At 68.6% G+C, this 26158-nt stretch carries 26 protein-coding genes and 1 pseudogene; 15 read left to right on the top strand and 12 right to left on the bottom strand.

The window, feature by feature from the left end:
- Window positions 1-81: 81 nt before the first annotated feature.
- The gene (locus tag ACFU5M_RS13050; RefSeq protein WP_379048436.1) at window positions 82-1338 is read right to left on the bottom strand and encodes a M23 family metallopeptidase; all 1257 of its coding nucleotides are present in this window, start codon (window positions 1336-1338) and stop codon (window positions 82-84) included.
- 537 nt (window positions 1339-1875) lie between these two features.
- Between ACFU5M_RS13050 and sucC the strand changes: the two genes are divergently transcribed.
- The 6 genes from sucC (at window position 1876) to purH (ending at window position 9347) form a co-directional block, all read left to right on the top strand.
- Complete coding sequence (gene sucC, locus ACFU5M_RS13045; RefSeq protein WP_379048434.1) at window positions 1876-3042, top strand: ADP-forming succinate--CoA ligase subunit beta; 1167 nt, start codon at window positions 1876-1878, stop codon at window positions 3040-3042.
- A gap of 25 nt (window positions 3043-3067) precedes the next feature.
- Window positions 3068-3982: a succinate--CoA ligase subunit alpha gene (sucD, locus tag ACFU5M_RS13040; protein ID WP_379048432.1), complete on the top strand. Its 915-nt coding sequence runs from the start codon at window positions 3068-3070 to the stop codon at window positions 3980-3982.
- A 439-nt stretch (window positions 3983-4421) separates the two neighbouring features.
- Window positions 4422-5495, top strand: a complete 1074-nt coding sequence (locus ACFU5M_RS13035; protein WP_379048430.1) for a DUF5336 domain-containing protein — start codon at window positions 4422-4424, stop codon at window positions 5493-5495.
- An 89-nt stretch (window positions 5496-5584) separates the two neighbouring features.
- A complete protein-coding gene (locus tag ACFU5M_RS13030; protein WP_379048428.1) occupies window positions 5585-7066 on the top strand; it encodes a DUF6350 family protein in 1482 nt (493 codons plus the stop codon).
- A gap of 56 nt (window positions 7067-7122) precedes the next feature.
- Complete coding sequence (purN, locus tag ACFU5M_RS13025) at window positions 7123-7779, top strand: phosphoribosylglycinamide formyltransferase (protein WP_379048538.1); 657 nt, start codon at window positions 7123-7125, stop codon at window positions 7777-7779.
- Complete coding sequence (purH, locus tag ACFU5M_RS13020) at window positions 7776-9347, top strand: bifunctional phosphoribosylaminoimidazolecarboxamide formyltransferase/IMP cyclohydrolase (protein ID WP_379048426.1); 1572 nt, start codon at window positions 7776-7778, stop codon at window positions 9345-9347. Before purN ends, purH begins: the two co-directional genes overlap by 4 nt.
- 180 nt (window positions 9348-9527) lie before the next feature.
- Here purH and ACFU5M_RS13015 read toward each other — a convergent pair whose 3' ends face one another.
- Window positions 9528-9989 carry a hypothetical protein gene (locus ACFU5M_RS13015; protein WP_379048424.1) on the bottom strand — a complete coding sequence of 154 codons (462 nt, stop codon included), beginning with the start codon at window positions 9987-9989 and terminating at the stop codon, window positions 9528-9530.
- 212 nt (window positions 9990-10201) lie between these two features.
- On the opposite strand from ACFU5M_RS13015, the gene ACFU5M_RS13010 reads away from it, so the two are divergent.
- Complete coding sequence (locus ACFU5M_RS13010) at window positions 10202-10780, top strand: LysM peptidoglycan-binding domain-containing protein (RefSeq protein ID WP_379048422.1); 579 nt, start codon at window positions 10202-10204, stop codon at window positions 10778-10780.
- Between the two features lie 86 nt (window positions 10781-10866).
- Here ACFU5M_RS13010 and rpsR read toward each other — a convergent pair whose 3' ends face one another.
- The 4 genes from rpsR to rpmB are packed head-to-tail and all read right to left on the bottom strand — an operon-like array spanning window position 10867 to window position 11880.
- The gene (rpsR, locus tag ACFU5M_RS13005; RefSeq protein ID WP_011211513.1) at window positions 10867-11121 is read right to left on the bottom strand and encodes a 30S ribosomal protein S18; all 255 of its coding nucleotides are present in this window, start codon (window positions 11119-11121) and stop codon (window positions 10867-10869) included.
- 34 nt (window positions 11122-11155) lie between these two features.
- Window positions 11156-11461 carry a 30S ribosomal protein S14 gene (gene rpsN, locus ACFU5M_RS13000; protein ID WP_379048420.1) on the bottom strand — a complete coding sequence of 102 codons (306 nt, stop codon included), beginning with the start codon at window positions 11459-11461 and terminating at the stop codon, window positions 11156-11158.
- A gap of 1 nt (window position 11462) precedes the next feature.
- Window positions 11463-11633: a 50S ribosomal protein L33 gene (gene rpmG, locus ACFU5M_RS12995; RefSeq protein ID WP_379048418.1), complete on the bottom strand. Its 171-nt coding sequence runs from the start codon at window positions 11631-11633 to the stop codon at window positions 11463-11465.
- A 10-nt stretch (window positions 11634-11643) separates the two neighbouring features.
- Complete coding sequence (gene rpmB, locus ACFU5M_RS12990; RefSeq protein ID WP_039801141.1) at window positions 11644-11880, bottom strand: 50S ribosomal protein L28; 237 nt, start codon at window positions 11878-11880, stop codon at window positions 11644-11646.
- Between the two features lie 101 nt (window positions 11881-11981).
- Between rpmB and mrf the strand changes: the two genes are divergently transcribed.
- Genes mrf through rpmF form a run of 3 tightly spaced genes read left to right on the top strand, consistent with a single transcriptional unit; the run spans window position 11982 to window position 13757 of the window.
- Window positions 11982-13325 carry a ribosome hibernation factor-recruiting GTPase MRF gene (gene mrf / locus ACFU5M_RS12985; RefSeq protein WP_379048415.1) on the top strand — a complete coding sequence of 448 codons (1344 nt, stop codon included), beginning with the start codon at window positions 11982-11984 and terminating at the stop codon, window positions 13323-13325.
- Window positions 13322-13582, top strand: coding sequence for a type B 50S ribosomal protein L31 (locus ACFU5M_RS12980; RefSeq protein WP_379048413.1), 261 nt, complete (start codon window positions 13322-13324; stop codon window positions 13580-13582). The genes mrf and ACFU5M_RS12980 overlap by 4 nt, the downstream gene beginning before the upstream one ends.
- Window position 13583: 1 nt before the next feature.
- Window positions 13584-13757 (top strand): 50S ribosomal protein L32, encoded by a 174-nt coding sequence (rpmF, locus tag ACFU5M_RS12975; RefSeq protein ID WP_379048411.1) that lies wholly within the window; start codon window positions 13584-13586, stop codon window positions 13755-13757.
- Between the two features lie 481 nt (window positions 13758-14238).
- Here the strand turns inward: rpmF and ACFU5M_RS12970 are convergent, their stop codons facing one another.
- From ACFU5M_RS12970 to ACFU5M_RS12945, 6 genes are all read right to left on the bottom strand, one after another.
- On the bottom strand, window positions 14239-15288 hold the full coding sequence (locus tag ACFU5M_RS12970; RefSeq protein WP_379048409.1) for a glycoside hydrolase domain-containing protein: 1050 nt from the start codon (window positions 15286-15288) through the stop codon (window positions 14239-14241).
- A 159-nt stretch (window positions 15289-15447) separates the two neighbouring features.
- Window positions 15448-16248, bottom strand: a complete 801-nt coding sequence (locus ACFU5M_RS12965) for an MHYT domain-containing protein (RefSeq protein ID WP_379048407.1) — start codon at window positions 16246-16248, stop codon at window positions 15448-15450.
- Window positions 16241-16798 carry an ATP/GTP-binding protein gene (locus ACFU5M_RS12960; RefSeq protein ID WP_039801302.1) on the bottom strand — a complete coding sequence of 186 codons (558 nt, stop codon included), beginning with the start codon at window positions 16796-16798 and terminating at the stop codon, window positions 16241-16243. Before ACFU5M_RS12960 ends, ACFU5M_RS12965 begins: the two co-directional genes overlap by 8 nt.
- A 100-nt stretch (window positions 16799-16898) precedes the next feature.
- Window positions 16899-17270 carry a DUF742 domain-containing protein gene (locus ACFU5M_RS12955; protein ID WP_040782732.1) on the bottom strand — a complete coding sequence of 124 codons (372 nt, stop codon included), beginning with the start codon at window positions 17268-17270 and terminating at the stop codon, window positions 16899-16901.
- A gap of 7 nt (window positions 17271-17277) precedes the next feature.
- The gene (locus tag ACFU5M_RS12950; RefSeq protein WP_039801134.1) at window positions 17278-17688 is read right to left on the bottom strand and encodes a roadblock/LC7 domain-containing protein; all 411 of its coding nucleotides are present in this window, start codon (window positions 17686-17688) and stop codon (window positions 17278-17280) included.
- Window positions 17685-20447, bottom strand: a complete 2763-nt coding sequence (locus ACFU5M_RS12945) for an ATP-binding protein (RefSeq protein ID WP_379048404.1) — start codon at window positions 20445-20447, stop codon at window positions 17685-17687. The genes ACFU5M_RS12950 and ACFU5M_RS12945 overlap by 4 nt, the downstream gene beginning before the upstream one ends.
- A gap of 356 nt (window positions 20448-20803) precedes the next feature.
- On the opposite strand from ACFU5M_RS12945, the gene ACFU5M_RS12940 reads away from it, so the two are divergent.
- The 5 genes and pseudogenes from ACFU5M_RS12940 to ACFU5M_RS12920 form a co-directional block, all read left to right on the top strand.
- Window positions 20804-21490, top strand: a complete 687-nt coding sequence (locus ACFU5M_RS12940) for a response regulator transcription factor (RefSeq protein ID WP_379048402.1) — start codon at window positions 20804-20806, stop codon at window positions 21488-21490.
- A 10-nt stretch (window positions 21491-21500) separates the two neighbouring features.
- On the top strand, window positions 21501-22955 hold the full coding sequence (locus tag ACFU5M_RS12935) for an ATP-binding protein (protein WP_379048400.1): 1455 nt from the start codon (window positions 21501-21503) through the stop codon (window positions 22953-22955).
- A 246-nt stretch (window positions 22956-23201) separates the two neighbouring features.
- Window positions 23202-24563, top strand: a complete 1362-nt coding sequence (locus ACFU5M_RS12930) for a S1C family serine protease (RefSeq protein WP_379048398.1) — start codon at window positions 23202-23204, stop codon at window positions 24561-24563.
- A 101-nt stretch (window positions 24564-24664) separates the two neighbouring features.
- A complete protein-coding gene (locus tag ACFU5M_RS12925) occupies window positions 24665-25159 on the top strand; it encodes a molybdenum cofactor biosynthesis protein B (protein ID WP_181719529.1) in 495 nt (164 codons plus the stop codon).
- A gap of 657 nt (window positions 25160-25816) precedes the next feature.
- A pseudogene (locus ACFU5M_RS12920) lies at window positions 25817-26158 on the top strand (mspA family protein); the annotation flags it as partial.

The following is a 26158-nucleotide window of genomic DNA, read 5'->3' as shown; positions in this document are numbered from 1 at the left end:
AAGACCAGGCGAGAATGCGCGGCCGGGCTGCCTTGGACCCGCCGTGTTGCGGCACTACGGCGGCAGGCACCCGCCACGGCGTCAGTCGCGCTGCTGGCCGAGGCTGATGCCGCGAGTCGCCAGCCAGGGCAGCGGGTCGACCTTGTCGACGCCGTTCAGCCAGACCTCGAAGTGGCAGTGCGGACCGGTGGAGAATCCGCGGTTGCCGATCGTGGCGATCTGGTCTCCGGCGAGCACGCGCTGACCCTGTGACACCGTGGCGGTATCGATGTGGCCGTAGATGGTGACGGTGCCGTCGTCGTGCAGCAGCCGCACCCACATGCCGAAGCCCGACGCGGGACCGGCCTCGAGCACGGTGCCGTCGGCGACGGCGTAGATCGGGGTGCCGATCGGGCCCGCGATGTCGATGCCGAGATGCTGCACGCCCCAGCGGGCGCCGAAGCCGGAGGTGAAGGTGCCCGCGGCGAACTTGGTGAAGAGCGGGCGAAGCTTCGAGGCTTCCTGAGTGGCGAGGTCCTCGGCGTACTTCTGGCCCTTTTGCAGGATGTCGTTGAACTGATCGAGATGAGCCGGCGACGAGACGTTCAGCACCTGGGGAGAGTCCGGCGTCGCGGTCGGATCGGCCACGTTCATCGACTGCGCGGCGATCTCGTGGATCTGTCCGGCGGCTTCGTAGTCGACCGCCTGCGACGGCTGTTCGGGCGAGGCGAACGCGGCCTGTCCGGCCGCGACGACCGCGCCCGCGGCGACGGCCGCGACCGCGGCACGACCCTTGAGTGCGGCGGGCGGCGCCGCTACCCGGTGCGCGCCACCGCGCTTGTTCGCGGAACGGCCCCCGGGGATGACGGTCGGGAAGGCGAGTGCGCTCGGCTTCTCGTCGGCCTCGGCCTCGGGTTCGGTGGTCTCGGTCGCCCAGGATTCCTCGGGAGCCCAGCAGCCGGTGTCGGATACCCAGGAATTCTCGTCGGGCGTCCAGGACTCCTGCTCGGCCGACGCGTCGCCGGAGTTCCAGGCGCCACCGTCGGTCCAGGAGTCCTGCTGTGCCCAATCCTGTTGCGACCACGCGCTGTTGGTGTCCCAGGCGTTGTCGTAGGCCGCGTTCTGATAAGCCGGTTGCTCGTAGCCGGAATCGTGGACCGGCTCGGCCGCGAAGTCGTAGTCGCCACCGGAGGGGCGGAAGCCATATTCCGCCTGCGGCGCTGCCTCGTAACCCGCGTGGTGCTGGTCGAACGAGGGGCCTGCGTGGTGGCCCACCGGGGCGAAGGGCTCGTCGTCGGGCCGGTAACGATGTCCCGGCCGCAAGCGATCGTCGGAAGCGAAGGTGGAGCTGTAGTTCATCGGCGGTGCCACATCGTGAAGCGGATGGAACTGGGAAGCCGCCTGACCAGCGGCGTCGATCGGTCGAATGCGGAGCGGCTCTCCGTTTGTGGAGTGCTGTGCTGCGTCAAGCTTGCCGTCCTCCTAGTCGTGACCGTGTTGTGACATCGACCGCAATGACGGTAACGAAACGATGTCGCGCCCACAAGCGGTGTGCATGGTCCGTGACAAACATGTGAGATTGATCACGCTACACCCACGGAATATCTCACTGCGGTATGGGCACTCCGGAGAGGTCGTTCAACGACAATTCGTAGTAGATCGCGGCCCGCTCCCGGGTTCGACCGCTCTACCTGGCGCGGCATCAGCAACCTACTCGCGAGTAGCGTTGGCCAGGGGTTTTGCCGCCCAGGACACCGCTTCGTGACCTGCGCCACTTAGGATGAACGTGGCCGATTGGCCCTCCATGTGACTGGTTAGAGTCCGACCCGACCCGCTTCCGACGTCGGGCCGCCAACAAAGACGTTGTCATCACAACGCAGACGAGACGGTGAGTACATGGATCTCTTCGAATATCAGGCGAAGGAGCTCTTCGTTAAGCACGGAGTGCCTTCGTCCGAGGGCCGCGTCACGGACACGGCCGAGGACGCCCGCGCCATCGCGGCGGAAATCGGCAAGCCGGTGATGATCAAGTCTCAGGTGAAGGCCGGTGGCCGCGGCAAGGCCGGTGGCGTGAAGTACGCCGCCACCCCGGACGACGCGCTCACGCACGCCCAGAACATCATCGGCCTGGACATCAAGGGCCACATCACCAAGAAGATCCTGGTGGCCGAGGCCAAGGACATCGCGGAGGAGTACTACATCTCCTTCCTGCTGGACCGGGCCAACCGGACCTACCTCGCCATGTGCTCGGTCGAGGGCGGCATGGAGATCGAAGAGGTCGCCGCGACCAAGCCGGAGCGGCTGGCGAAGGTTCCCGTCGACGCGGTCAAAGGCGTCGACCTCGCGTTCGCGCGCTCCATCGCCGAGCAGGGCCACTTGCCCGCCGACGTGCTGGACACCGCGGCCGTGACCATCCAGAAGCTGTGGGAGGTGTTCGTCGCGGAGGACGCCACCCTGGTGGAGGTCAACCCGCTGGTGCGCACCCCGCAGGACGAGATCCTCGCGCTGGACGGCAAGGTCACCCTCGACGAGAACGCCGGATTCCGCCACCCGGAGCACGAGGCGTTCGCCGACCGGGACGCGACCGATCCGCTCGAGCTGAAGGCCAAGGAGAACGACCTCAACTACGTCAAGCTCGACGGTGAGGTCGGCATCATCGGCAACGGCGCGGGTCTGGTCATGTCGACCCTGGACGTCGTCGCCTACGCGGGTGAGGGCCACGGCGGCGTGAAGCCGGCCAACTTCCTGGACATCGGCGGTGGCGCCTCGGCGGAGGTGATGGCCGCCGGTCTCGATGTCATCCTGAACGACGACCAGGTCAAGAGCGTGTTCGTCAACGTGTTCGGCGGCATCACCGCGTGTGACGCGGTCGCCAACGGCATCGTGAAGGCGCTGGAGATCCTGGGCGACAACGCGAACAAGCCGCTGGTGGTCCGCCTCGACGGCAACCGCGTGGACGAGGGTCGCCAGATCCTCGTCGATGCCGCGCACCCGCTGGTGACGCTGGCGCAGACAATGGACGAAGGCGCCGACAAGGCCGCCGAACTGGCAGCCGCCCGCTAACGACGGCCGAGTAAGGACGAAAAGAATGTCTATTTTCCTGAACAAGGATTCCAAGGTCATCGTCCAGGGCATCACCGGCGGCGAGGGCACCAAGCACACCGCGCTGATGCTGAAGGCGGGCACCCAGATCGTCGGCGGTGTGAACGCGCGCAAGGCGGGCACCACCGTCGCGCACACCGACTCCGACGGCAACGCGATCGAGCTGCCGGTGTTCGGCACCGTCGCCGAGGCCATCAAGGAGACCGGCGCCGACGTGTCCATCGCGTTCGTGCCGCCGAAGTTCGCCAAGGACGCCATCATCGAGGCCATCGACGCGGAAATCCCGCTGCTGGTGGTCATCACCGAGGGAATCCCGGTGCAGGACACCGCCTACGCCTGGGCCTACAACGTGGAGAAGGGCGCCAAGACCCGGATCATCGGCCCGAACTGCCCCGGCATCATCACCCCCGGCGAGTCGCTGGTCGGCATCACCCCGGCCAACATCACCGGCAAGGGCCCGATCGGCCTGGTCTCCAAGTCCGGCACCCTGACCTACCAGATGATGTACGAGCTGCGTGACTTCGGCTTCTCGACCTCCATCGGCATCGGCGGCGACCCGGTCATCGGCACCACCCACATCGACGCCATCGAGGCGTTCGAGAAGGACCCGGAGACCAAGCTGATCGTGATGATCGGCGAGATCGGCGGCGACGCCGAGGAGCGGGCCGCGGCCTACATCAAGGCCAACGTCACCAAGCCGGTCGTCGGCTACGTGGCGGGCTTCACCGCGCCCGAGGGCAAGACGATGGGCCATGCGGGCGCCATCGTGTCCGGGTCGTCGGGCACCGCCCAGGCGAAGAAGGACGCGCTGGAGGCCGCGGGCGTGAAGGTCGGCAAGACGCCGTCCGAGACCGCCGCGCTGGCTCGCGAGATCCTGGAGAAGGCCAGCATCAGCGCCTGATCTCCCACCGCGCACGAAGGCCGCCTCCGAATTCGGGGGGCGGCCTTCGTCATGTGTGGCGGCGGGCTCTGGCTTGGGCAGTAGCCGAGCATCCGGACCCGCCACGCGCGGAACTGTGCGATTTTCGGGGAGTTCCGTCATCCCCTTCTCTATTCACACGAGGCAGCCGGATAGCGGGTTCATCGACCTGTCACCGGAAATTCCCCGCTATTGAGAACCCGAGTGGTGTGAAAAGCGCCATCGCGGGCAACAGTGTCAAGGAGCGGTAGGTGGTCTCGCTAGGTGCTTCGCGCCGGGCATGTGCCGCGACCTGCCGGGATACGAGCGGACTCGCCCGTCCCGGCCGTCGCGGCGGGGTGACCGGGGCGAGACAGTGCAGTAGCGTCAGAAGTAATCCAGCCGTGAAGACCATGTACGACTCGATTGAGGAGACGACGACATGTCCTACCCGACCGGGGGCTCCGGGTACAACACACCCCAGCCCTCAGCGCCATCCAGTCAGAGCCCTGCGACGGGTGGTGCCACTTCAGGTTCGAGCGCTACCGGTTCCGATGCCAAAGGTCTGCCGTTCTTCCTGGTGGTCGGCGTAGCCGCGCTCGGCGTGATCAACTTCCTGCTCGGCTTCCTGCCGTTCCTCGGCAGCAAGCCGATCGATGTCGGGGGCCGCAGGGTCAGCGCACCGGAGACGGCCAATCTCTTCGAGGTGGCATCCGGCACCCCGCTGCTCGGCCTGCTGCTGCTCGGCGGCCTGCTCGCGGCCCTGTCACTGCTGCCCAAGCAGAACTGGATCGGCGCGGCCGCGGCGGTCTCGACCGCGGCTTTCATCGCGCTGCTGTTCCAGTCCTTCAACTTCGGGGAGGGCAGCGAGCTGAAGGCGGGTGCGTTCGTCCTGCTCGTGCTGGCCTTCGTGCAGGCCGCGGTGGCGATCGCCGCGGCGTTGTTCGACGCGGGCATCCTCAAGGCGCCCGCGCCACGACCGGCCACCGCGCCGAGTGGATTCGGCCAGGGCGGCTACGGCCAGCAGCAGCCCTCGTACGGACAGGGACAGCAGTCCTACGGACAGGGGCAGCCAGGTTACGGAGCGAGCCCTTACGGTCAGGCGGGCTACGGCGCTCAGTCGGCGCCGCCGCAGTTCCCGTCCCAGGCGGGGCAGCCCTCGCCGTACGGGCAGAGTCAGCCTGGTTACGGTCAGGCGCAGCAGGGCCAGTCCTACGCCCAGCCGCAGTCGCCTTCGCCTTACGGGCAGAGCCAGCAGACCACGGCCTACGGCGCGTCCCAGCAGCCGGGTTCGCCGTACGGCGCGCAGCCGCGTCCGGACGAGAGCGTGACCCAGCACTTCGGTGGCCAGCAGCAATCCGGTCAGCAGACGTCCTATGGTTCGCCCGGCTACGGCCAGCAGCAGGCGCAGCCGAGCCAGCAGAACAAGCCGTTCGGCGGCGAGCAGAGTGGCGATCCTTCCTCCGATGCCACCCAGGCGTTCCGTCCCTCGTCGGACGACAACAACAACAAGTAGGAACTCAGCGGCATCCCCCGGCGCGGCGGTCGCGTGCCTGCGGCGCGCCTGACCCGCTCGCGCCGGGGAGGATGCCACGCTGAAACGCCATGAGCTCCTCCAGAAACTCCTCGACCCGCCGGACCGGCGGGTCGCGTGCGTCGCAACCGGACGCGGACGAAGACGGGTTTCTGTCCCTCACCCCCGAGCGGTCCAGGGTCCTCATCGCGGTCGCGGGCCGCCCTTCGGCCTTCGGGCTGACCACCCTCGTCGTCCTCGTGCTCGTCACGCTGCTGGCCTCCGGCAGCGATCTGGACGGCACCTCCGGCGCGATCGCCGCCTCCTGGCTGGGCGTGCACCAGGTTCCGCTGGTGATCGGCAAGACCTCGCTCGGACTGCTCCCACTGTTGCCGACCGCGCTGCTGGTCTGGCTGGCCGCCCGGGAATGCGCACGCGCCGTGGAACCGCAGTGCACCAGGTCGGATCTCGGGTGGCTCGTTGGCGCCGCGGTGGGTGGCCCGTTGCTGGTCACCTCCGTCTGCCTCGCGGTCACCGAAGACGCTTCCGCTGTCATCGCGCTGCAACCGCCGAACACCCTCGCCGCCTTCGCGTGGGTCACGGCGCTGTATCTGCTCGCCGCCGCCATCGGTATCGCCGTCCGTCTCCGGCAACAGCTGTTCGTGTTGCTGCGCCTGCCCGATTGGGCGGTGTCCGGCCTCTACGGCGCGGGGCGTTCGGTCCTGCGCCTGCTGGGCTGCGCGACCGCGGTCGTGGTGATCTCGTTCCTCGCGCACGTCGCCCGGCTGGGCGAGATGTATCAGTCGGCGGGCAACGTCGGAGGCGTCCTCGGCCTGACGCTGCTCTCGCTGGCATACCTGCCGAACCTGGCGATCCAGACCGTCGGTGTGCTGGTCGGTTCCAGCGCGCAGATCGGTGCCGCCTCCTTCGGGGTGTTCTCCGTCGTCGGCGGGCCGATCCCGGCCTTTCCGCTGCTCGCCGCGGTGCCGACCGGTCCGGCGGCGGGATGGTGGCCGGTGGTGCTGCTGGTCCCCGCCGCGGTCGGGGTGCTCGGCGGACTGGACCTCGCGCGTACCTCCACCGACCGGATCAGCGCACCGTGGGCCACGCTCACCTCCGCCGCGCTCGCCGCGCTCGCGCTCACCCTGGCCGGCGCGGTAGCGGGCGGCGAACTCGGCGCGGTCGGCCGGGTCGGGCTGGACCTGCCGGTGTTCCCCGTCCTCGCCTTCGCCTGGCTGGCCGTTCCCGGCTACGCGGGCCTGGCGTTCGCGCGGTGGTTCCTCGTGCCGGTCGGCGTGCCGCCGGGCGACTACGCCGATCCGTACGACGACTACCTCGACGAGGACGACGACGCCTACTACGAGGCGGACGACGATTACTACGAGGACGACGACTACTACTACGACGACTACGACCGGCCGGAGCTGGAGGCCCCGCTGGACGCGGAACTCGTCGACGAGCCGCCCGCGATCGAGACCGGCGGCCGATACCACCAGCACGCCACATCGGACATCGTCGACGCCGAAGTGGTCGAGGCGGACCTGCCGGACAGTGACCGGGTGGACGGTCGTTAGGCTCTAACCGGCGGTCCCGCATCCATCCGCCATCCGACCGATCAGGGAGTAGAGCGCTGACGTCCCCGCATGTCTCGTGGAAGCCGGCGACCACGCCGGCCACCGTTGTCGTGCTGGCGTCGGGCACCGGCTCGCTGCTGCGCGCCCTCCTGGACGCCGCGGCCGCACCCGGCTACCCGGCGAAGGTCGTCGCGGTCGGCGTCGACCGGCTCTGCGCGGCAACCACCCACGCCGACGCCGCGGGGGTACCGCATTTCCGGGTGGCGCTGAAGGACTTTCCCGACCGTGCCACGTGGGATGTCGAGCTCACCGAGACGGTAGCCGCGCACAAGCCGGATCTGGTGGTGTCGGCGGGCTTCATGAAGCTGCTCGGCCCCGCCTTCCTGGATCGGTTCGGCGGCCGGATCATCAACACCCACCCGGCCCTGCTGCCCGCCTTCCCCGGCGCGCACGGTGTGCGTGACGCGCTCGCCTACGGTGCGCGGGTCACCGGCTGCACCGTGCATCTGGTCGACGAGGGCGTGGACACCGGGCCGATTCTGGCGCAGGAGGCGGTGCCGGTGCTGCCGGATGACGACGAGGCCGCCCTGCACGAGCGCATCAAGGTTGTCGAGCGACGGTTGCTGGCGGAGGTCGTCGCCGCCGTCGCGACACGAGGCATTGTCTCCGACGGACGAAAGGCAGTTATCCCAGATGAGCGAGTTCTCCGGTGAGTGAACGCAAGCCGATCAGCAGGGCGCTGGTGAGCGTCTACGACAAGACGGGTCTCGTCGAACTCGCGACCGGTCTGCACGCCGCGGGCATCGAGCTGGTCTCGACCGGGTCCACCGCGGGCAAGATCGCGGACGCGGGCATCCCGGTGACCAAGGTCGAGGACCTGACCGGGTTCCCGGAGACCCTGGACGGCCGGGTCAAGACCCTGCACCCGCGGGTGCACGCGGGCATCCTGGCGGACTCGCGCAAGCAGGAGCACGTCGACCAGCTCGTCGAACTCGGCGTAGAGGCCTTCCAGCTGGTGGTGGTCAACCTCTACCCGTTCACCCAGACCGTGGCGAGCGGGGCGACCCCCGACGAGTGCGTCGAGCAGATCGATATCGGCGGGCCGTCCATGGTGCGCGCCGCCGCGAAGAACCATCCCTCGGTGGCGGTGGTCGTCGACAGCGGCGACTACGACGACGTGCTGGCCGCCGCGAAGTCCGGTGGCTTCACCCTGGCCGAGCGCACCGCTCTGGCGGCAAAGGCGTTCCAGCACACCGCGAGTTATGACGTGGCGGTGGCGAGCTGGATGACCAACGTGCTGGCCACGGGCGATGCGGCCGAAGACGCGGCGATCCGGTTCCCCGAATGGCTCGGCGGCACCTGGGAGCGGTCGGCGGTGCTGCGCTACGGCGAGAACCCGCATCAGTCCGCCGCCCTGTACATCAACGGCGACGGCAGCCTCGGACTGGCGCAGGCGCGGCAACTGCACGGCAAGGAGATGTCGTACAACAACTACGTCGACGCCGACGCGGCCTGGCGCGCCGCCCACGATCATGAGGCCCCGGCCGTCGCGATCATCAAGCACGCCAACCCGTGCGGCATCGCCCTCGGCGCCGACATCGCCGAGGCGCACCGTAAGGCGCACGCCTGCGACCCGGTCAGCGCGTTCGGCGGGGTGATCGCCGCGAACCGGGAAGTCACCGTGGAGATGGCCGAGCAGGTCGCCGAGATCTTCACCGAGGTCATCGTCGCGCCGTCCTTCGCCGACGGTGCGGTGGAAGTGTTGCAGCGCAAGAAGAACGTGCGCATCCTCGTCGCCGAGCCGCCGCGGCGCGCGGGCGCCGAGCTGCGCCCGATCAGCGGCGGCGTCCTGCTGCAACAGCGTGACGTGCTGGACGCGCCGGGCGACGACCCGGCCAACTGGACCCTGGCCGCGGGCGAGCCCGCGGACGCCGAGACGCTCGCCGACCTGGCGTTCGCCTGGCGCGCGTGCCGGGCCGTGAAATCCAACGCGATCCTGCTGGCGCACGAGGGCGCTTCGGTCGGTGTCGGCATGGGGCAGGTCAATCGCGTGGACGCGGTCGGCCTCGCGGTGCAGCGTGCCGGGGACCGCGCGAAGGGTTCGGTGGCGGCCTCCGACGCCTACTTCCCGTTCCCGGACGGCCCGCAGACCCTGATCCAGGCGGGTGTCCGCGCCATCGTGCAGCCCGGCGGTTCGGTGCGCGACCAGGAGACCATCGACCTCGCCCGCGAGGCGGGAGTCACCCTCTATCTCACCGGGGCGCGCCACTTCGCCCACTGAGACAGGCAGTTCCGCAACGCCGCGTCGGATCATTGGTCCGGCGCGGCGTTCGCGTTTTCCGACGAGGGTTACGAAGGGCGTATCGCTGGAAGGACCGGGGGAGCGTCGGGTTCATCGCAAGCCGACAGCTACCCGAGTTCCGGGATCAACGGCGGGGGCGAGCCCGCGCTGTGTCGAGTCTCAGACGGCGCTGAGCACCGTACGGTTGCCCAGCGGTTCTCGCAGCGGCACCTCCAGGGTGCCGAAGACCGCGATCATCGTGCACATCCTGCCGACCGCTTCGGCGCGGCTGCCCGAGCGCAGTTCGACCGTGACCGTCGAGCCGGACTCGGAAACCGCGGCGTCCACGCCGTAGCACTCCGGCGACCCGATTTCGAAGTTCACCGCTATCCTGTTGTCCGCCAAGCGAGTCCACGATTGGAAGGGAATGGGGTGCGCACCGACGATGGTCGGATCGGCGGTGAACTCGTTGCCCTGGTTCCCGCGTGGATCCTCGACCGGCGTGCGCGGCGCCGCACTCGACGTGGCGCTCGTGCTCGGCGATGTCGCCGTGTCGTCCGAGTCACCGCAGCCCGTCGCGGTGAGACAGGCGAGCACTACGGCGACAACTGTGGCGGCGCGTCCGGCCCGGATCCGATCCATACCGACACCCTAGTCCCGGCGGCCCCTTCCGTAGCGCAACGCGGGTACGTCCCGCACTAGGACGAACCCCACAGTGAACGTTCCGCGAACCCTGCGCGTAACAGCTCCGAAATCCGTTCGGGGGCAGTAAGTTCTGCGGGGATGCGCGCCGGGATGTCGCCGCGCGCATCCATGTCGGATGCTCTACCAGCTTTTTCTGGAAAGGAAGTATCGTGGTCGACACGCTGCGCGTAGGCGAAGAACTCGGGCGGGGGCAGTCCCTCCAGGGCGGGGCTTACACCCTCACTTTGCAGGACGACGGCAATCTAGTGCTGTCCGAGCCGGGCGGGAATGTGGTGTGGGCCACCCAAACTCATGATCAGGGCGTGGAGCGGGCCGTGCTGCAGGACGACGGCAACTTCGTGCTCTACAAGAGCGACGGCGCCGCGTGGGCGACCGAGACCAACGGCCGAGCGGCCGATCGTCTGGTCGTGCAGGCCGATCGCAACGTCGTGCTGTACGGCGCCGACGGCGGCGCGCTGTGGGCTTCCGGCACACACACCGACACTCCGCTGCCCGCCCCGGAACCGGCGCAGGAGCAGGAACAGGTCGCGGCTCCGGCCGCCGAGGAGGTGCCGCCCCCGCCGCCGGCTCCCGAGCCGCGCACCTACACCGTCGAGCCGGGCGACACCCTGTGGGCGATCGCCGAGCGCTTCTACGGCGACGGCAACCGCTACCAGGAGATCGCGGACGCCAGCGGCATCCCGAACCCGGACGCGATCAACCCCGGCCAGGTGCTGACCATCCCGTAACCAGGCCGGTCCGCTAGCCGCGACGAGAAAGACCCCCGGTGCACGCATCGGGGGTCTTTCCGCTTCGCTCGTGTCGCGTAATCCGCCTACCGGCTGGTGAACGGCAGCAGGGCCATCTCACGGGCGTTCTTCACCGCGACGGCGACCTGGCGCTGCTGCTGCGGGGTGAGCCCGGTGACCCGGCGGCTGCGGATCTTGCCGCGATCGGAGATGAACGTACGCAGCAGGTTCACGTCTTTGTAGTCGACCGTCTCGATGCCGGCGGCGATGAGCGGGTTCTTCTTCGGACGGCGGGCCTGCTCGGCGCGGACCTTCTTCGACGGTGCTCGTTTGACTGCCATATGACGAGTTCCTTCTCACGAGATCAGTGGTTGTCTACCAGCTCGATTTGCGCACACCGGGCAGTTCGCCCCGGTGGGCCATCTCGCGCACACGCACACGGGAGAGTCCGAACTTCCGGAGATGACCGCGCGGTCGTCCGTCGGCGGCGTCCCGATTGCGCAATCGTACCGGACTGGCATCGCGCGGCTGGCGCCGCAGTTCGGCCTGGGCGGCCGCGCGGTCGGACTCGGCGGTACCCGGCTTGCGGATGAGTTCCTTCAGTTCGGCGCGGCGTGCCGCGTAGCGCGCCACGATCGTCCTGCGCTGCTGATCGCGCGCGATCTTCGACTTCTTGGCCACCTCAGCGCTCCTCGCGGAAGTCGACGTGCTTGCGCACCACCGGATCGTACTTGCGCAGCACGAGGCGGTCCGGGTCGTTGCGGCGATTCTTGCGGGTCACGTAGGTGTACCCGGTGCCCGCCGTGGACTTCAGCTTGACGATCGGGCGGATCTCGGTCGATTTCGACGCCATGGGTCGCTCCTCAGATCTTGTCGCCGCGGGCCCGGAGTCGAGCCACCACGGCCTCGATCCCGTCCCGGTCGATGGTCTTGATGCCCTTGGCGGAGACGGTCAGCGTGACGCGCCGGCCTTCGCTGGGCAGGTAGTAGGTCTTGCGCTGGACGTTCGGGTTCCAGCGGCGGCTGGTCCGCTTGTGCGAGTGCGACACGGACTTGCCGAACCCGGGCTTGCGTCCGGTGACCTGGCAGTGGGCCGACATCCGAACTCCCTCCAGTAGATGACAATCATTTTCGACAACGGCTGTCGAGCAATGTACCGTTGCCGTACAGCAAATGAAAATCGTTACTGAAAGGAGTTCCGGTGACGGCGCCAGATTCCCCACCCGAGTCCGACCGCAGAACGCCCGTGGTGGTGCTCGCCGGTTTCGCGGGACTCGCCGCGACGGGCGTGGATCGCGCGGCCGCGGTGCTGGGCATGGCTCCGGGCACCGTCGTGGTCCGCCACGATCTGACCCAGCTGCGCGAAGGCATCGTGCACCGCACGGTGCGCACCGCGACCAGGGAGACCTCGGCGGTGCTCGAACTCGCGCACGGCTGCGTCTCCTGCACGCTGCGGATGGATCTGCTTCCGCTGCTGCGCACCCTCTCTCAGCGCGAATCGGTCGATCGCATCGTGCTCGCGCTGGATCCGGCGTTCGAGGCCGAAGCGGTGTGCCACGCCATCGAGCAGGTAGTGGTCGCCGGCGTGCACGGCCGCGTCGACGGCCCGGCCGGGCGCGACGTGCGAGTGGACGCGGTGCTCACCTGCCTGGACGCCCGCGCTTGGCTCGCCGACGCGACCGGGGACGACACGCTCGCCGAACGCGGCCTCGCCACCGCCGACGACGACCGCACCGTGGCGCAGGTCGCGGTCGGGCAGGTCGACTTCGCCGATGCCGTCATCGCCCTCGGCGCCGCAACAGTAGACGCGGCGCTGCTCGGCGACGCATCGGCCGACCGAGGCAAGCTCGCGGCCGTACTGGCCAGAATGATTCCCGGTGCGCCGGTCGCCTGGGCAGGCGAACCGAACTCCCTCACGCCCGCACTGGTCGAAACGCTGCTCACCCGCGTCCCCGCCGATTCGCGACGCGGCAGGATCTTCGACGCGCACGCGCCGCTGCTGCGCGGCCATCCTCCGTTGACCGGGGATCACGGCGTCGAGCTCGTGGAGTTCGCCGCCGCCCGCCCGTTCCATCCCGCCCGCCTGCACGAGGCGCTCGACGTGTTGTTCGAAGGCGTGGTGACCGCGCGGGGGCGCCTCTGGCTGGCCACCCAGCCCGACGAGGTGGTGTGGCTCGAGTCCGCCGGTGGTGGCCTGCGGGTAGGCGGAGCAGGGCGCTGGCTTGCCGCGATGCCGGAAGAGGAGCTGGCCGCGGTGGACCCGGAGCGCCGCGCGATGGCCGCCCTGCGCTGGGACGAGCGGTTCGGCGACCGGGACGTCTCGCTGTCGATCCTGGTGCACGACGCCGATCCGGCGGAGATCCGCGAAGCCCTGCATTGGGCGCTGGTGGAGGACGACGAACTGCGGCTGGTCGAGCGCGCGCCGGAGCGAGTCGCCCAGTGGGAGGACCCGTTCGGGGAATGGCACGCCGACCCGTGCGCGAGCGGCGACCAGCAGGAACAACCCGTAGAGGACGCGAAAAGCCCTAGAGGAGAGGCGAAATGAAAAAGGGGATCCATCCGGACTACCACTTGGTGGTCTTCGAGGACGTGAACACCGGCAAGCGGTTTCTCACCCGGTCCACGGCAGGCGGCACGCGCACCGTGGAGTGGACCGACGGCAATACCTACCCGCTGCTGACGGTGGACGTCACCGCCGACTCGCACCCGTTCTGGACCGGCGCGCACCGCGTGCTGGACACCCAAGGGCGCGTCGAGAAGTTCGAACGCAAATACGGCCGACGCGTACGGAAGGAGTCCTGAGATGGCGGTACCGAAGCGGAAGATGTCGCGGTCGAACACCCGTAGCCGCCGGGCGAACTGGAAGGCCGCCCCCGTGGACCTGGTACCGGTGACCGTCGCGGGCGTCGTGCACAAGGTGCCGCGCCGATTGGTCACGGCCGTACGACGCGGGTTGATCGACGTCGAGAAGCTCTGAGCGGTACGACGCGGGAGGGCCGTGGAGTTCCTCGGCCGGTCGCGGCGCTTGGTGTCTTCTGGTGATTGCTCGGCCGATGCCACCATGGCTTCGTACGGGCCGGAAGCTGGTCAATCGTCCGGAAACGGCCACGTCGATGCCGTTCGGGGAAAATTCCGCAGCCATCTTCCGATATGTTGGCTAATTTCTGGCTAATGATGTGTCCTGCATCACGTCGCACTATTGCGCGTGAAGCGATTGCGATCGAATAGCCAGGCGATGAAATCCGGACCGGGAGTTGGTTTTTGGCCGTGGAAAAGTTCGCCGAAAATGATGCGTTCGCAGTCCGATACCGGTACCCTCGTCGTCGAGGGCGGGTTCTCTTGGTTTCCAAGAGAACCCGTCCATCGCCAATTTTCAGGGCTGCCGCGCCGGTTTCCGCTCTCCGGGTTCCCGCGCCTACAGAACTGGGCGGTCGGCGATCTTCGCGCCGGTGTGAAACTCAGTCTTTCGAGGTCAATGCCGCCGGTCCGCCGTCGCCGCCCGGTGCGCGCCGAGGGCCACAGTCGGGTCCAGGCAGCCCTGGCAGGTCTGGTAACAGTGTCTCCAAGCGCGCGAGCTGCTCACCGACCAATGCCGCGGGGCCCTCGATCAGCGACAGCGGCCACGGCCAATGCCGCCCGTTCCAGCGTTGCACCTGCTCGGTCAGCTCGGCGGTCGTCGCCTCCAGTTCGCTGATCTCGGTGCGCAATTCGCCTACTTGCGTTCGCAACTCGGCGGATTCGCGCTCCAATGCGGTGATTCGCTCCAGTGCCGCGGCCAATCCGTCCACCAGCGTCCGATTCCGGCCGTCCGCGTCGGCGCCCAATTGCGGCCAACCCGACAACTCGGGTCCGCGCAGCTGAATCTGGATGTCGCGCAGCACTTCCTCTTGTTCCGGCGTCACGTCCGGATCCTCCCGTCCCACGAAATCCCACTGGCCGAAATCGGTCGTCTCGGCCTCGTTCACGTCACAGCGCACGCCGCCGACCGTCACCTGGCGCAGCGTCTGATGAATCGCGCGTCTGGTCTCCACGTTCGCGCCGGACCACGCGTCGGTCTGCCATGCCCACGTCGCGTACCCGGCGTCCAGCGCGCGGCTGACCGTCCAGTACCCGCCGTAGATACCGACGTTCGCGCGGCCCAGTACGGTCGCCACACCGTCGAGATAGGCGTTGATGCGCAACTGATCCTGCTGCGAAGCGTCGAAATCGGCGGAGAAATAGATCGGCCGGTCCACCCGGCCGCCGCAGCGCAGCACCTGGGCGAGGGCCGCGCGTGCGTCCACGATGCCCGCACCGTAGCCGTCCAGCATCCGCGCGGCCGTGGTCTCCCAGTTCGAGACGATCGAGATTCCATGCGTCCGCAGATCGTTCGCCTCGGCCGCGGTGAGCAGCTTACCGGGCAAGCTCGGGCCACCCTCGGACAGATACCGCACCACGAAGTCGTACCCCGCCGCCCGAATCGTTGCGCCCCCCGGACGTCCCGCGGCGTAGTCGAGACCGAAACGCATGGCCTCCACTGTAAGTGGGCCGGGCCGGTGAATCCGGGGCATCGCCGAATCCACACCGGCCACGGGGGATCGGTCAGCGGAAAACGGTCGAACAGCCCCGTGCCACGCCACGAATCCGAACCGCGGGCCGTGCGATTCGCCGGAGTCGGCGACCGCGGATCAGCGGACGGGTTCCAGCTTCGGTCGCCGCACCTTCGGCGGGCCGGCCAGCTCCCGGCGATCCGGTGCGATCAGCACCGCGGAGATCGGCACGGTCAACGCCAGCAAGCCGATGACGAACATGGGGAACACGAAGTCGAACAACTCCACGCCGTCGGGCACCTTCGCCGTCCGGTCGACGTCGAAGTGCAGTGCGGCCAGCGCCGTGTAGTACGTGGCGGACACGCCGACGCCGAACAGCAGCACGGTCGCGGCCCTGGCCAGCGGGAAGCGCATCGTCTGGAACAACCACAGCGTCGCGGTCGCGGCGATCACCCCGATCACGGCGGAGACGGCGGCCAGCCAGGTCGTCACGCCGACCGATCCCTGGATCTCGAGTGAGCCGATGCCGAGATAGTGCGTGACACCGATGCCGAGGCCGAGCACCAAGCCGCCGGGCAGCAACAGCGTCAGCCGAGGCGTGCGCCCGATGATCAGCAGCGCCGCGAAAACGGCCGCGATGGACACCACCAGGGCGGCGATCAGCCTGCCCGGGTCGTAACGCATCGCGCTGTTGGGCACTTTGAGGCCGAGCATGGCCACCGAGGTGGCCAGCCACGCCCCCACGCCGCCCAGCGAGATCGCCGCGGAGACCAGCCACACCAGCCGGAACTGCACCGAGCGCGCGCCGTGCACGATGCAGGCGAAACCGACCACCGCGCCGAGCACCGAGATACCCAGCGACAGCGCGATCAGCCAATAGCCCAGGGCGAACTGATCGACGGACGCCCCGCCTGCGGCCAGCACCGCGACCTCACGCATGGCGGGCGGTCCCTTCCAGCTCGCTGGCCTTCAGCTGAGCGATCGCGTACTCGGTGACCGCGGCGAGCGCCTGGCGCACCTCGATCGCGTTGCGCGCGTCGATGTCCACGATCGGCACGCCCTCGCGCACCGAGAGCGCCTCGCGCAGCTCCGCGATGGGGAAGCGCGGCGCGTCCGGGAAGCGGTTGACCGCGATCAGGAAGGGCAGTTTGCGCGCCTCGAAGAAGTCGACCGCGGCGAAGCTGTCCTCCAGCCGTCGGGTGTCGATCAGCACCACCGCGCCGATCGCGCCGCGGATCAGGTCGTCCCACATGAACCAGAACCGTCGCTGACCCGGCGTACCGAACAGGTAGAGCACCAGGTTGCCCGGCAGGATGATCCGGCCGAAGTCCATGGCGACGGTGGTCGTTTCCTTCTCCGGCGTCTCGGCGAGATCGTCGATGCCGTCGGAGTAGCGGGTCACCATCGCCTCGGTGCGCAGCGGAACGATCTCCGACACCGCGCCGACGAACGTGGTCTTGCCCGCGCCGAAGCCGCCCGCGACGACGATCTTCGTCGAAGCGACGCGATTCTCGAAGCCGTCCGGCCCGGGGGCGTTTCCCGGCCCGGCATTCGCACTTGGCCCGGGATGTCCACTGGGCCCCGTATTCCTATAGGGCGCGGAGTCCACGCAATGTCCTCTCCATCAGGGAACGGCGCTCGTCATAGCTCGCCTCTTCGGTCAGGGTCGAATGCACGCGCATGGTGCCGTCGACGACCAGGTCGCCGATCACCACCCGGACCATGCCGAGCGGCCGGTCCAGATGTGCCGCGATCTCCGCGACCGACAGACGATGCGTGCCGAGCCGGAGTATCTCGGTGCGGATGTCGCCGGTCGGCCAGTCGAGATGTGCAGTGTACGACAAGGTTTCGATGACCGCCTCCAATGGGAGGTCGATCGCGGGTTCGGTACGCCCCGAGGTCAGGGCGTAAGGCCGGACGCGCGTTGTCGGGCGTGGTCCGGGGCCGTATGGGTTGGACATCTCACGCTCAGACAGCGGTGCGCGCGGTCGCGGTGACCACCGAACCCACCCGATCGACCAGCAGTGCCATCTCGTAGCCGATGCGGCCGATATCGTGCGACTTGTTCGCCAGCACGGCCAGGTGCGAGCCGTTGCCGACGCTCATCACCAGCAGGTAACCGCGCTGCATCTCGACGATCGACTGCATTACCTTGCCACCGTCGAACAGCGAGGCCGCGCCCATGGAGAGGCTGGCGAGCCCGGCGGTGACGGCGGAGAGCTGTTCGGCGCGGTCGCTGGGCAGATGCGGACTGGTGGCCTGCAACAAGCCGTCCGCCGATACCAGCACCGCATGGGACACGCCGGGCACATCGCGGGTGAAGCGGGCGACCAGCCAGTTCAGATTCTCGTCTGTGGTGCTGTTGTTCGCGTTGGTCATGCAAGCCCTCCGTCGTTGTACTGCGCATTGGCCCGCCCGCTGCGGACCCCACTGAGATGCCTGGTCAGGTTGTTGCGAATTTCTTGCGGATCACGCGGGCCCGCGTCCTCCACCGGCGCCAGGCCGCCCGGCACCAGCTGGGCGCCCGGCCTGCGAATCGGCAACCCACCGACGGTACGCGCGGTAGTGGTCGGATGGCTCGCATCCTCGGCGGCCAGCCAGCCCGCGTCACCAGGCGAGGACCACGAGCTGTCCGATTGCGAAGTCGAGGGCTCGACCAGCCATTCCGAGACCATGCGCTGATAGATCGGGGTCGGGGAGGCTCCGGCGACCGGCTGCAGCCGGGAGGAGGTCACCGTCGCGGGTTCCGGTGCCACCTCCTGCGGCGGGTCGGCGGGTGCGGCCGGTTTCCGGATCGGAAGACCGGATCGTGCGGTGGTCTGCGGCGCGGGCGCCTGGCTCGGCACGGTCGGCGTGGGGCCGGTCGCCAGCTCGTCGTCCTTCACCTCGGCCCACAGATCGGTGCGCGCCGGCTGCTGCTCCCGTTCGACGTTCTGTTCGCCGGGCGCGGGCGTCACCGGGGCGAACGGGCCGGTCGGGATGCGGTCGTCGGTGCGCGGCGTGAGCACCGGCCACGGCTGGGTGGGCGGCTGATCTGCCGGGTTGACCGCCCGGCCGACCGGGGTGGAGACCGTGGGCTGGTCGGGAGCGTCGGCCACGCGGATGGCCGGACGACGCTGCGGCAAGCCGGAACTCGTCACACCGAAACGCGCGGTGTCCCGCTGCGGCAGGCTCGGCACCGGCACCAAATTGCGTGGCTGCGCACCGGTGGGCGGCGTGGCGAGCGAGGGCAAGTGATGCTCGGCGGTCAGGTCGAGCGGCTTGCCCGCCGGGTCGGTGGCGTCCATCGGCGGGGCGACCAGCGCGCCGGGCAGATGCACGCTGGCGGTGATGCCCGGTTGCTGCGCCATCGTGGACGTGCGCCGCAGGTTGACCGTGATGGTGTGGCGCTTGGCCAGCCGGCCGACGACGAACAGGCCCATGCGGCGCGCGGTCTCGACCGTGACCTCACCACCGGAAGCGAGCCGGTCGTTGGTCGTCTGCAGGTCCTCCAGGCCCATGCCGAGGCCGCGGTCGGTGATCTCGATCAGGTAGCCGCCGTCCACCGCGCGCGACACCATCACGGTGACCGGCGTGGTCGGCGGCGAGTACCGCAACGCGTTGTCGATCAACTCGGCGAGCAGATGTTCGATGTCGACGGCGGGCTCGCCCGCCACGATGCCGTCGGGCACCGCGCCGATCTCGACGCGCTGGTAGTCCTCGACCTGGGAGACCGCGCTCCAGAGCATGTCCGACAGCGGCACCGGGTGCAGCTGTCCGCGGCGCAGCGCGGTACCGGCCAGCACCAGCAGGTTGTCGCCGTTGCGGCGCATGCGGGTGGCCAGGTGGTCGAGGCGGAACAGGCTCTGCAGCCGGTCGGTGTCGTCCTCGTCGTGCTCGAGATCCTCGATCAGCGCCAGCTGCTGCTCGACCAGCGATTGGCTGCGGCGGGACAGGGTTTCGAACATGTTCCCGATCTGCAGGCGCAAGCGGGCCTGGTCGGCGGCGAGGTTGAGTGCCTGTTCGTGGATCTCGTCCACGGCGCGGGCGAGCTGGCCGATCTCGTCGGTGGTGTGCACCGCGACCGGGGTGATCTCGGGTGTGGTGCCGCCCGCGCGCACCACGGCCAGTTCGTCGGGCAGCTTGATGTGCGCCACCTCGAGCGCGTCCCGCCGCAGGCGGCGGACCGGGACGACCAGGGTGCGCGCCACCGAGAGAGCCAGCGCCAGGCCCGCGAGCAGCATGCCGATGACGATCGTCGTCTCGCGCAGCGCACCGGTCTGCGCTTCGGTGGTGCGGGCGGCCAGCGCGTCGTCGATGGTGTCGATCAGCTGCGCGGTGGTCTTCTCGTAGGTGTCCGAGCTGACCAGGAGCGAGTCGATCACGGCCGGATTGGACGCCGGATCGGCGACGTTCTGGCTGAAGGTGCCCAGGCGGGTCTGCACCGCGTCCAGCAGCGGGCGCATATTGCCCGCGTAGTCCGGCAGGATCTGCGCGTACTGGTAGATCATCGTGATCTCGGCGCCCGCCGCGACCAGCACGCGCGGCCGCACGCTCGGGTTGCGGCCCGCGTCCGGCGAGCCGATCAGCATGCGCTGCTGGGTGAGCACGCGCCGGGCGGTCTGTACCGATGCCAGCTGTAGGAAGTACCGCTGGATGACCAGGTCGTCCACCGAGGGCGACAGCGCGAGCGCGTTGCCGATGCGGACCATGATCTCGTCGGACTGCTCGCCGACCATGGCGGGGGAGCCGTTGCGCAGGCTGTTACGCATCGTGGTGCCGGTGGCGATGGCCGAGGCGAGTTCGGAGGTGACCCGGCCGCTGACCTTGGTGGTCTGCAGGGCGGCTTCGAGTTCGGCCAGTGCCTGGTCGAACTTCGTCAGCGCCGCATCGGTCTGCGGGTCCGCCGTATTGCCCCAGGTGGCGGTCGCGGTGACGCCGAGTTGCTCGGTGGCCGAACCGAACTTGACGATCGGCCGAATGATGATCGCCTGTTCGGTGGCCGCGTCCAACTGCGCCATGGTGCGCAGTTCGTTGTTGATTCGGAGCACGGCAAAGACGGTGGCCAGCAGCACCGGAAGCACCAGCACCACGCCAACCTTGCGGGTGACCGACCAGTTCGACAGGCTGAATTGCCAGGACCGCGGTGCAGCTTCCATCCGCTTCCGTCGCCTCCGCTTCACCAGTGACCTCGGGCGCGCGTGGCTGTTCGGTATTGATTCAACCCGCAAAGAACCAACTAGAGGTCTTCTTTTTACCGCACGGAACATACCGTGCAGAGGGGTCATCGGCAATCCGGGGGAGTCGTTCTGCAATTTACCGAATATGGCTATAGAGAACGAGTTTCGCGGTGGAATGCGTAAGGGACGCGTCAACTTCTCGGCAGGGCCGTGGAAGACCCTGGTCACCTGGGGTTGACGAGGGCGACGCGCCGAGGGTTGCCGGGGGTGTGCGCCACGGCGTGTCGGGCGCGCCCTCTCAGTTGCCTCTCAGTCGGTGCGGTCAAACTGGTGGCATGCGCATTCTAGTGGTCGATGACGATCGGGCGGTCCGGGAATCGCTGCGCCGGTCGCTCACGTTCAACGGCTACTCCGTCGATCTCGCGGTGGATGGCGTGGACGCACTGGAGAAGGCAACCGTCCAGCGACCCGACGCGCTCGTGCTGGACGTGATGATGCCCCGGCTGGACGGGCTCGAGGTCTGCCGCCGCTTGCGCAGCACGGGCGACGATTTGCCGATTCTGGTTCTCACCGCGCGAGATTCGGTATCGGAGCGGGTCGCCGGGCTGGACGCGGGTGCGGACGACTATTTGCCGAAGCCTTTCGCGCTGGAGGAACTGCTGGCAAGGCTGCGCGCCCTGCTGCGGCGTACGACCGCCGGTCCGGGTGAAGCGTCGGAGGCAATGGCGTTCGCTGATCTGTCGCTGGATCCGGTGACCCGCGAGGTGTCCCGCGGCGCCCGGCCGATCAGTCTCACCCGTACCGAGTTCTCACTGCTGGAAATGCTGATGGCGAACCCGCGCCGGGTGCTCACCCGCAGTCGCATTCTCGAGGAGGTCTGGGGCTACGATTTCCCGACCTCGGGAAACGCGCTCGAGGTCTACATCGGTTATCTGCGCCGCAAAACCGAGGCCGAAGGCGAGCCACGGCTGATCCATACGGTGCGCGGTGTGGGCTATGTACTGCGTGAAACGCCCCCGTAGGTCGCTGGACATGGCACGGACAACGCCCAGACGCCCCGCCGTCGCCGCGCTCGGCCAGCGGCCGCCCGAGCCCGCGGATATGCGGCCGCCCATGCCGCTGACGCGGTCGGTCTCGCTGCGCTGGCGGGTGACGCTGCTGGCCGCCTCCGTCGTGGCGATCGCGGTGGCGGTCACCTCGATCGCGGCCTACGCACTGGTGGCGCGCGCGTTGTACGCCGACGTGGACGCCCAGCTGCGCAGCCGGTCCACCGCGGTGATCGCCAGTAATCCCTACGGGTTCAACAACCTGAATCTGATGGTCGCCGCCGCCTTCTACGATGACACCGGCATCGCGCTGATCTATCCCGACCTCCGGCGCTGGCTGCCCCCGCAATCCACCGATCCACCGGTCGGGAGCCAGGAGCTGGCCGTGGCGCGCGGCGAGCGGAGTTCGTCGCTGCGCACCGACGGCAATCAGCGTGTGCTGGCGGTCTACACCAACTCGGGTGCGACGCTGGTCATCTCTCAGCGGCTGGACCGCACCAGGGAGGTGCTCGACCGGCTCGCCTGGCTGTTGTTCGTGGTCGGCGGCTGTGGCGTCGTGCTGGCCGCGGCGGCGGGCACGGCGGTGGGGCGGACGGGCCTGCGGCCCATCGCGCGGCTGACAGCGGCGACCGAGCGGGTCGCCCGCACCGACGACCTGACCCCGATCCCGGTCACCGGTGACGACGAACTGGCAAGGCTCACAGAGAGTTTCAATACCATGCTGCGCGCGCTGACCGAGTCGCGCGATCGGCAGCGCAGGCTCGTCGCCGATGCCGGACACGAACTGCGTACGCCGCTGACATCGCTGCGGACCAACATGGAGTTGCTCATCGCGTCGAGCCGTCCCGGCGCTCCCCGCATACCGGACGAGGACATGGCCGGGCTGCGCGCCGACGTGATGGCCCAGATCGAGGAGTTGTCGACCCTGGTGGGCGATCTGGTGGATCTCGCGCGCGAGGACGCTCCGGAAACCGTCTACGAACGCGTGGATCTGGGCGAGGTCGTGGAGCGCGCGCTCGAGCGCGCCCGCCGCCGCCGCACCGGCATCGAGTTCGTCGCCGATCTGCGCCCGTGGTTCGTCTACGGGCACGAGGCGGGCTTGGCACGCGCGGTGCTGAACGTGCTGGACAACGCGGCCAAGTGGAGCCCGGCCGGCGCGCAGGTCCGCATCCTCATGCGGGAGAGCGGCCCGGGCCTGCTCGAGCTGTCCATCGATGACGCCGGTCCCGGTATCCCGGCGGCGGAGCGTGAGCTGGTGTTCGAGCGTTTCTATCGCGTCATGTCGTCGCGATCGATGCCCGGCTCCGGCCTCGGTCTGGCGATCGTCAAGCAGGTGGTGACAAAACATGGCGGCACCATCGCCATCGATACCTCCCAACGCGGCGGCGCCGTAGTCCGCATCGTGTTGCCCGGCGAGCCGGGCGCGCCCGTGTCCGACTGACGCAATACCGGGCGACGGAAGTCCATTTCCGACACAATGTCGAGTGCTGTGCGGAATATTCATCGTCGGGCGGGTATTTCGAACATTGCACCGATTGGTTTGCCGCAGGATTTGAGACATGAAGTTGTCGGTGGTTCTATCGCAGCACCGGCCGACGCAGCTCTCGGAAAACTGAAAGCACGGTCTCAGTCCGCTCTCAGTCGCCGTAGCCAACCTGGTCGGGACGCGAGGAGAAACGAGGAGTCCATGACCGAGGATTCGAAGGATCGCCGGGAGCCGGGTGCGCCGGCCGCGGGCCCGTTCGGGCCGGGGGAGGCGCATGGCGGTTACGGTCCGCGAGAAGCGCCCCATCCCACCGCGCAGTACCCGCCGCCGCCCCATCCGGCCGCGCCGTTCCCGGGGTATCCGACGTCCTTCGGTCCGCCGAATGACGCCACTCGACCGCACGGTCCCGCCTATGGCGCCCCGCCCCGGCGTCCCTTCCGCGCAGGCCTGGCCGTCGGCGCCGTCGCCCTCGCACTGGTCAGCGGTGGCGTCGGCGGGGCGGTCGGCGCACTGGTCACGCACGGCGACGAAGGTCGCGCCCCGGTGACCAATGCCCTGGAAGTTCCGAAGCCGAACGTGAGCAATGCCGTCAATGCTCCCGCCGGCTCCACTCAAGCGGTCGCGCAGAAGGTGCTGCCGAGCGTGGTGATGATCAAAGTGGCCAGCAGTAAGGCCGAGGGCGAGGGCTCCGGGGTGGTCCTGTCCTCCGACGGCCTGATCCTGACCAACAATCACGTGGCCGCGGGCGGTGGACCGAGCGCCAAGATGGAGGTCGTGTTCTCCGACGGCAGCAGCGCACCCGCGACGCTGGTCGGCGCCGATCCGGTCTCCGACCTGGCCGTCATCAAGGCGTCCGGAAAGAGCGGTCTGACCCCCATCGAGCTCGGCACCTCGGCGAATCTGCAGGTCGGTCAACCCGTCGTCGCGATCGGCTCGCCGCTCGGGCTGGCGGGCACGGTCACCACGGGCATCGTGTCGTCGCTGAACCGGCCCGTCGTGACCAGCGGCGACGGAAGCGAGCCCGCCGCAGCGGTCAGCCCGGTGATCGACGCGATCCAGACGGACGCCGCGATCAACCCCGGCAACTCCGGCGGCGCGCTGGTGGACGGCAACGGCAAGCTCATCGGTATCAACACCGCCATCGCGACCCTCGGGCCCACCGAGACGGCAGGCGGCCAGACCGGGTCGATCGGACTCGGGTTCGCGATCCCCGTCGATCAGGCGCGCCGCGTCGCCGACGAACTGATCAAGACCGGTAAGGCCACCTACGCGCAGGTCGGCATCACGGTGTCGCGTCAGCAGGACCCGGCACAGCAGGTCTCCGGCGCGCAGGTGCGCGACGTCACGCCGGACGGCCCGGCGGCGCGCGCGGGCATTCCGCCGGGGGCTGTGGTGACGAAACTCGACGACCGCCCGATCGATTCCGGAAACGCGCTGGTGGCCGCGGTCCGCTCGCATCAGCCAGGAGACAAGGTGAAAGTCACCTACACCGATGCCCAAGGCGGCAACCCGAAGACCGTCGAGGTGACCCTCACCGGCGCGCCCGCGGAGGGCGGCCGATGATGCGCTTGGTGCCCGGCGGGCGAGGCCCGGGGATCGATGTCGACGCCGACGTACTCGGCGCGGCCGCCGAGTTGCTGGACGCAGGCGCTACGGTGAGCAGCATGGAAATCGATGCTCCTGTGGCGGGGCGTGCTCTGGTGGTGGTCGTCGACGATCGAACGGCGCATGGAGGTATTGACTCGCTCGGTCCGCTGGTCACCGAGCTGCTCACCGAGGCGGGTTTCCTCGTGGACGCGTCCGTGTCGGTGCAGGCCGACGAGGTGGAGATTCGCAACGCCCTCAATACCGCGGTGATCGGCGGCGTCGATCTGGTGATCTCCGTCGGCGGTACGGGTATGTCCCCGCGCGACGTGACGCCGGAGGCCACCTCGCAGGTGCTCGACCGCGAGTTGCCGGGAATCAGCGAAGCTTTGCGCTCCTCCGGCCGGGTGGCCGGCTCCCTGGACGCGGGGCTTTCCCGCGGTGTGGCCGGCGTGTCCGGAAGCACCCTGGTGGTCAACCTGCCCGGCACCCGTTCCGCCATTCGGGACGGCATGGCGACGCTCGGCCCGCTCGCCAGCCGGGTGATCGGTGAACTTTCCGGATTGGTCGAATAATCACCGCGCCCACGCCCGCTGAGAACCCTCGCCCGGCCACGCGCCGGGCGAGGGATGCCGCGCGCTTGGCGAAGATCTTCGGCGACACTCTGCCCGACACCACCGCGGACGAGCGCGACGAGCGCGACGATGTCCGGTCCTGCGACGACTGGCTGCGTGCTCAGATCCCCCCGCATCACGGCTGACCGTTATCTACGTAGTAACTACGTAGTCAAAGCTTCTCCGTTTGTAACCGGCCAGTGATCATTTCTGCGCGGAAGTAATACGAGCAAGATCATTACGGCCCTGTCCCGTATCCGGACACCGGCGCGTCTGTGCCGTCATCGCCCGCTTGTCCGGTCCCGGCTGTAGCAATCCGGTATTTATGCACGTCAAGCCATATTCAAATGTGCGCAAGTGTGATGCAGGTCACCTTGAACTTTACGAAACGTTACGTTGCGTCCGCCGTTATAAAACGTTTAATCTCCCCATCGAGCCACTCGCAAGAAGCCGTTCGGCGGAACCTGGCTCGGTTCCGTTGCCAGCAAGTCCGTTGCGCCGAAATAACAGCCGGTTACACATCGGCAACAAAGGAGCGACACACTGAGCTGGGCCTGAGAGGACCACTGTCCAGCCTCGACGGTCGAGGTTGACTGTTTTAACCTGATGAGGGGAAGTATGAGCGAGAACCGCACCAAAGGTCTGCGCCGCGGTGCCCGCGTCGCGGGCGTGGGCGCTGCCGCGGCTGTTGCCCTGGGCCTGCTTTCGACCGGTGCCGCCGATGCCGATACCTTCGTGCCGTTGCCGGACGGCCAGAAGGTAGGGCCCGGCGTGACGATCACCCGGAACGGAGAGCGGGCCCTGATTTCGCCGTCGCTGGCTGCCAACGGCGCCGGTCGCGTGGTCTGGGTGTCGGGCAACGCGGTCGCCGATGTCACCGTGACGCCGGAAGGCGAGATCGGCCCCAACAACGGTCCTACCGGGAATCCCGGAACCAACAACTCCTCGACGCACGGTGCG

This window comes from Nocardia sp. NPDC057455 (genome assembly GCF_042802775.1).
Lineage (GTDB): Bacteria > Actinomycetota > Actinomycetes > Mycobacteriales > Mycobacteriaceae > Nocardia.
Note: the sequence above shows the minus strand (reverse complement) of the source record. Positions and strands in the feature narration are given on the sequence as shown.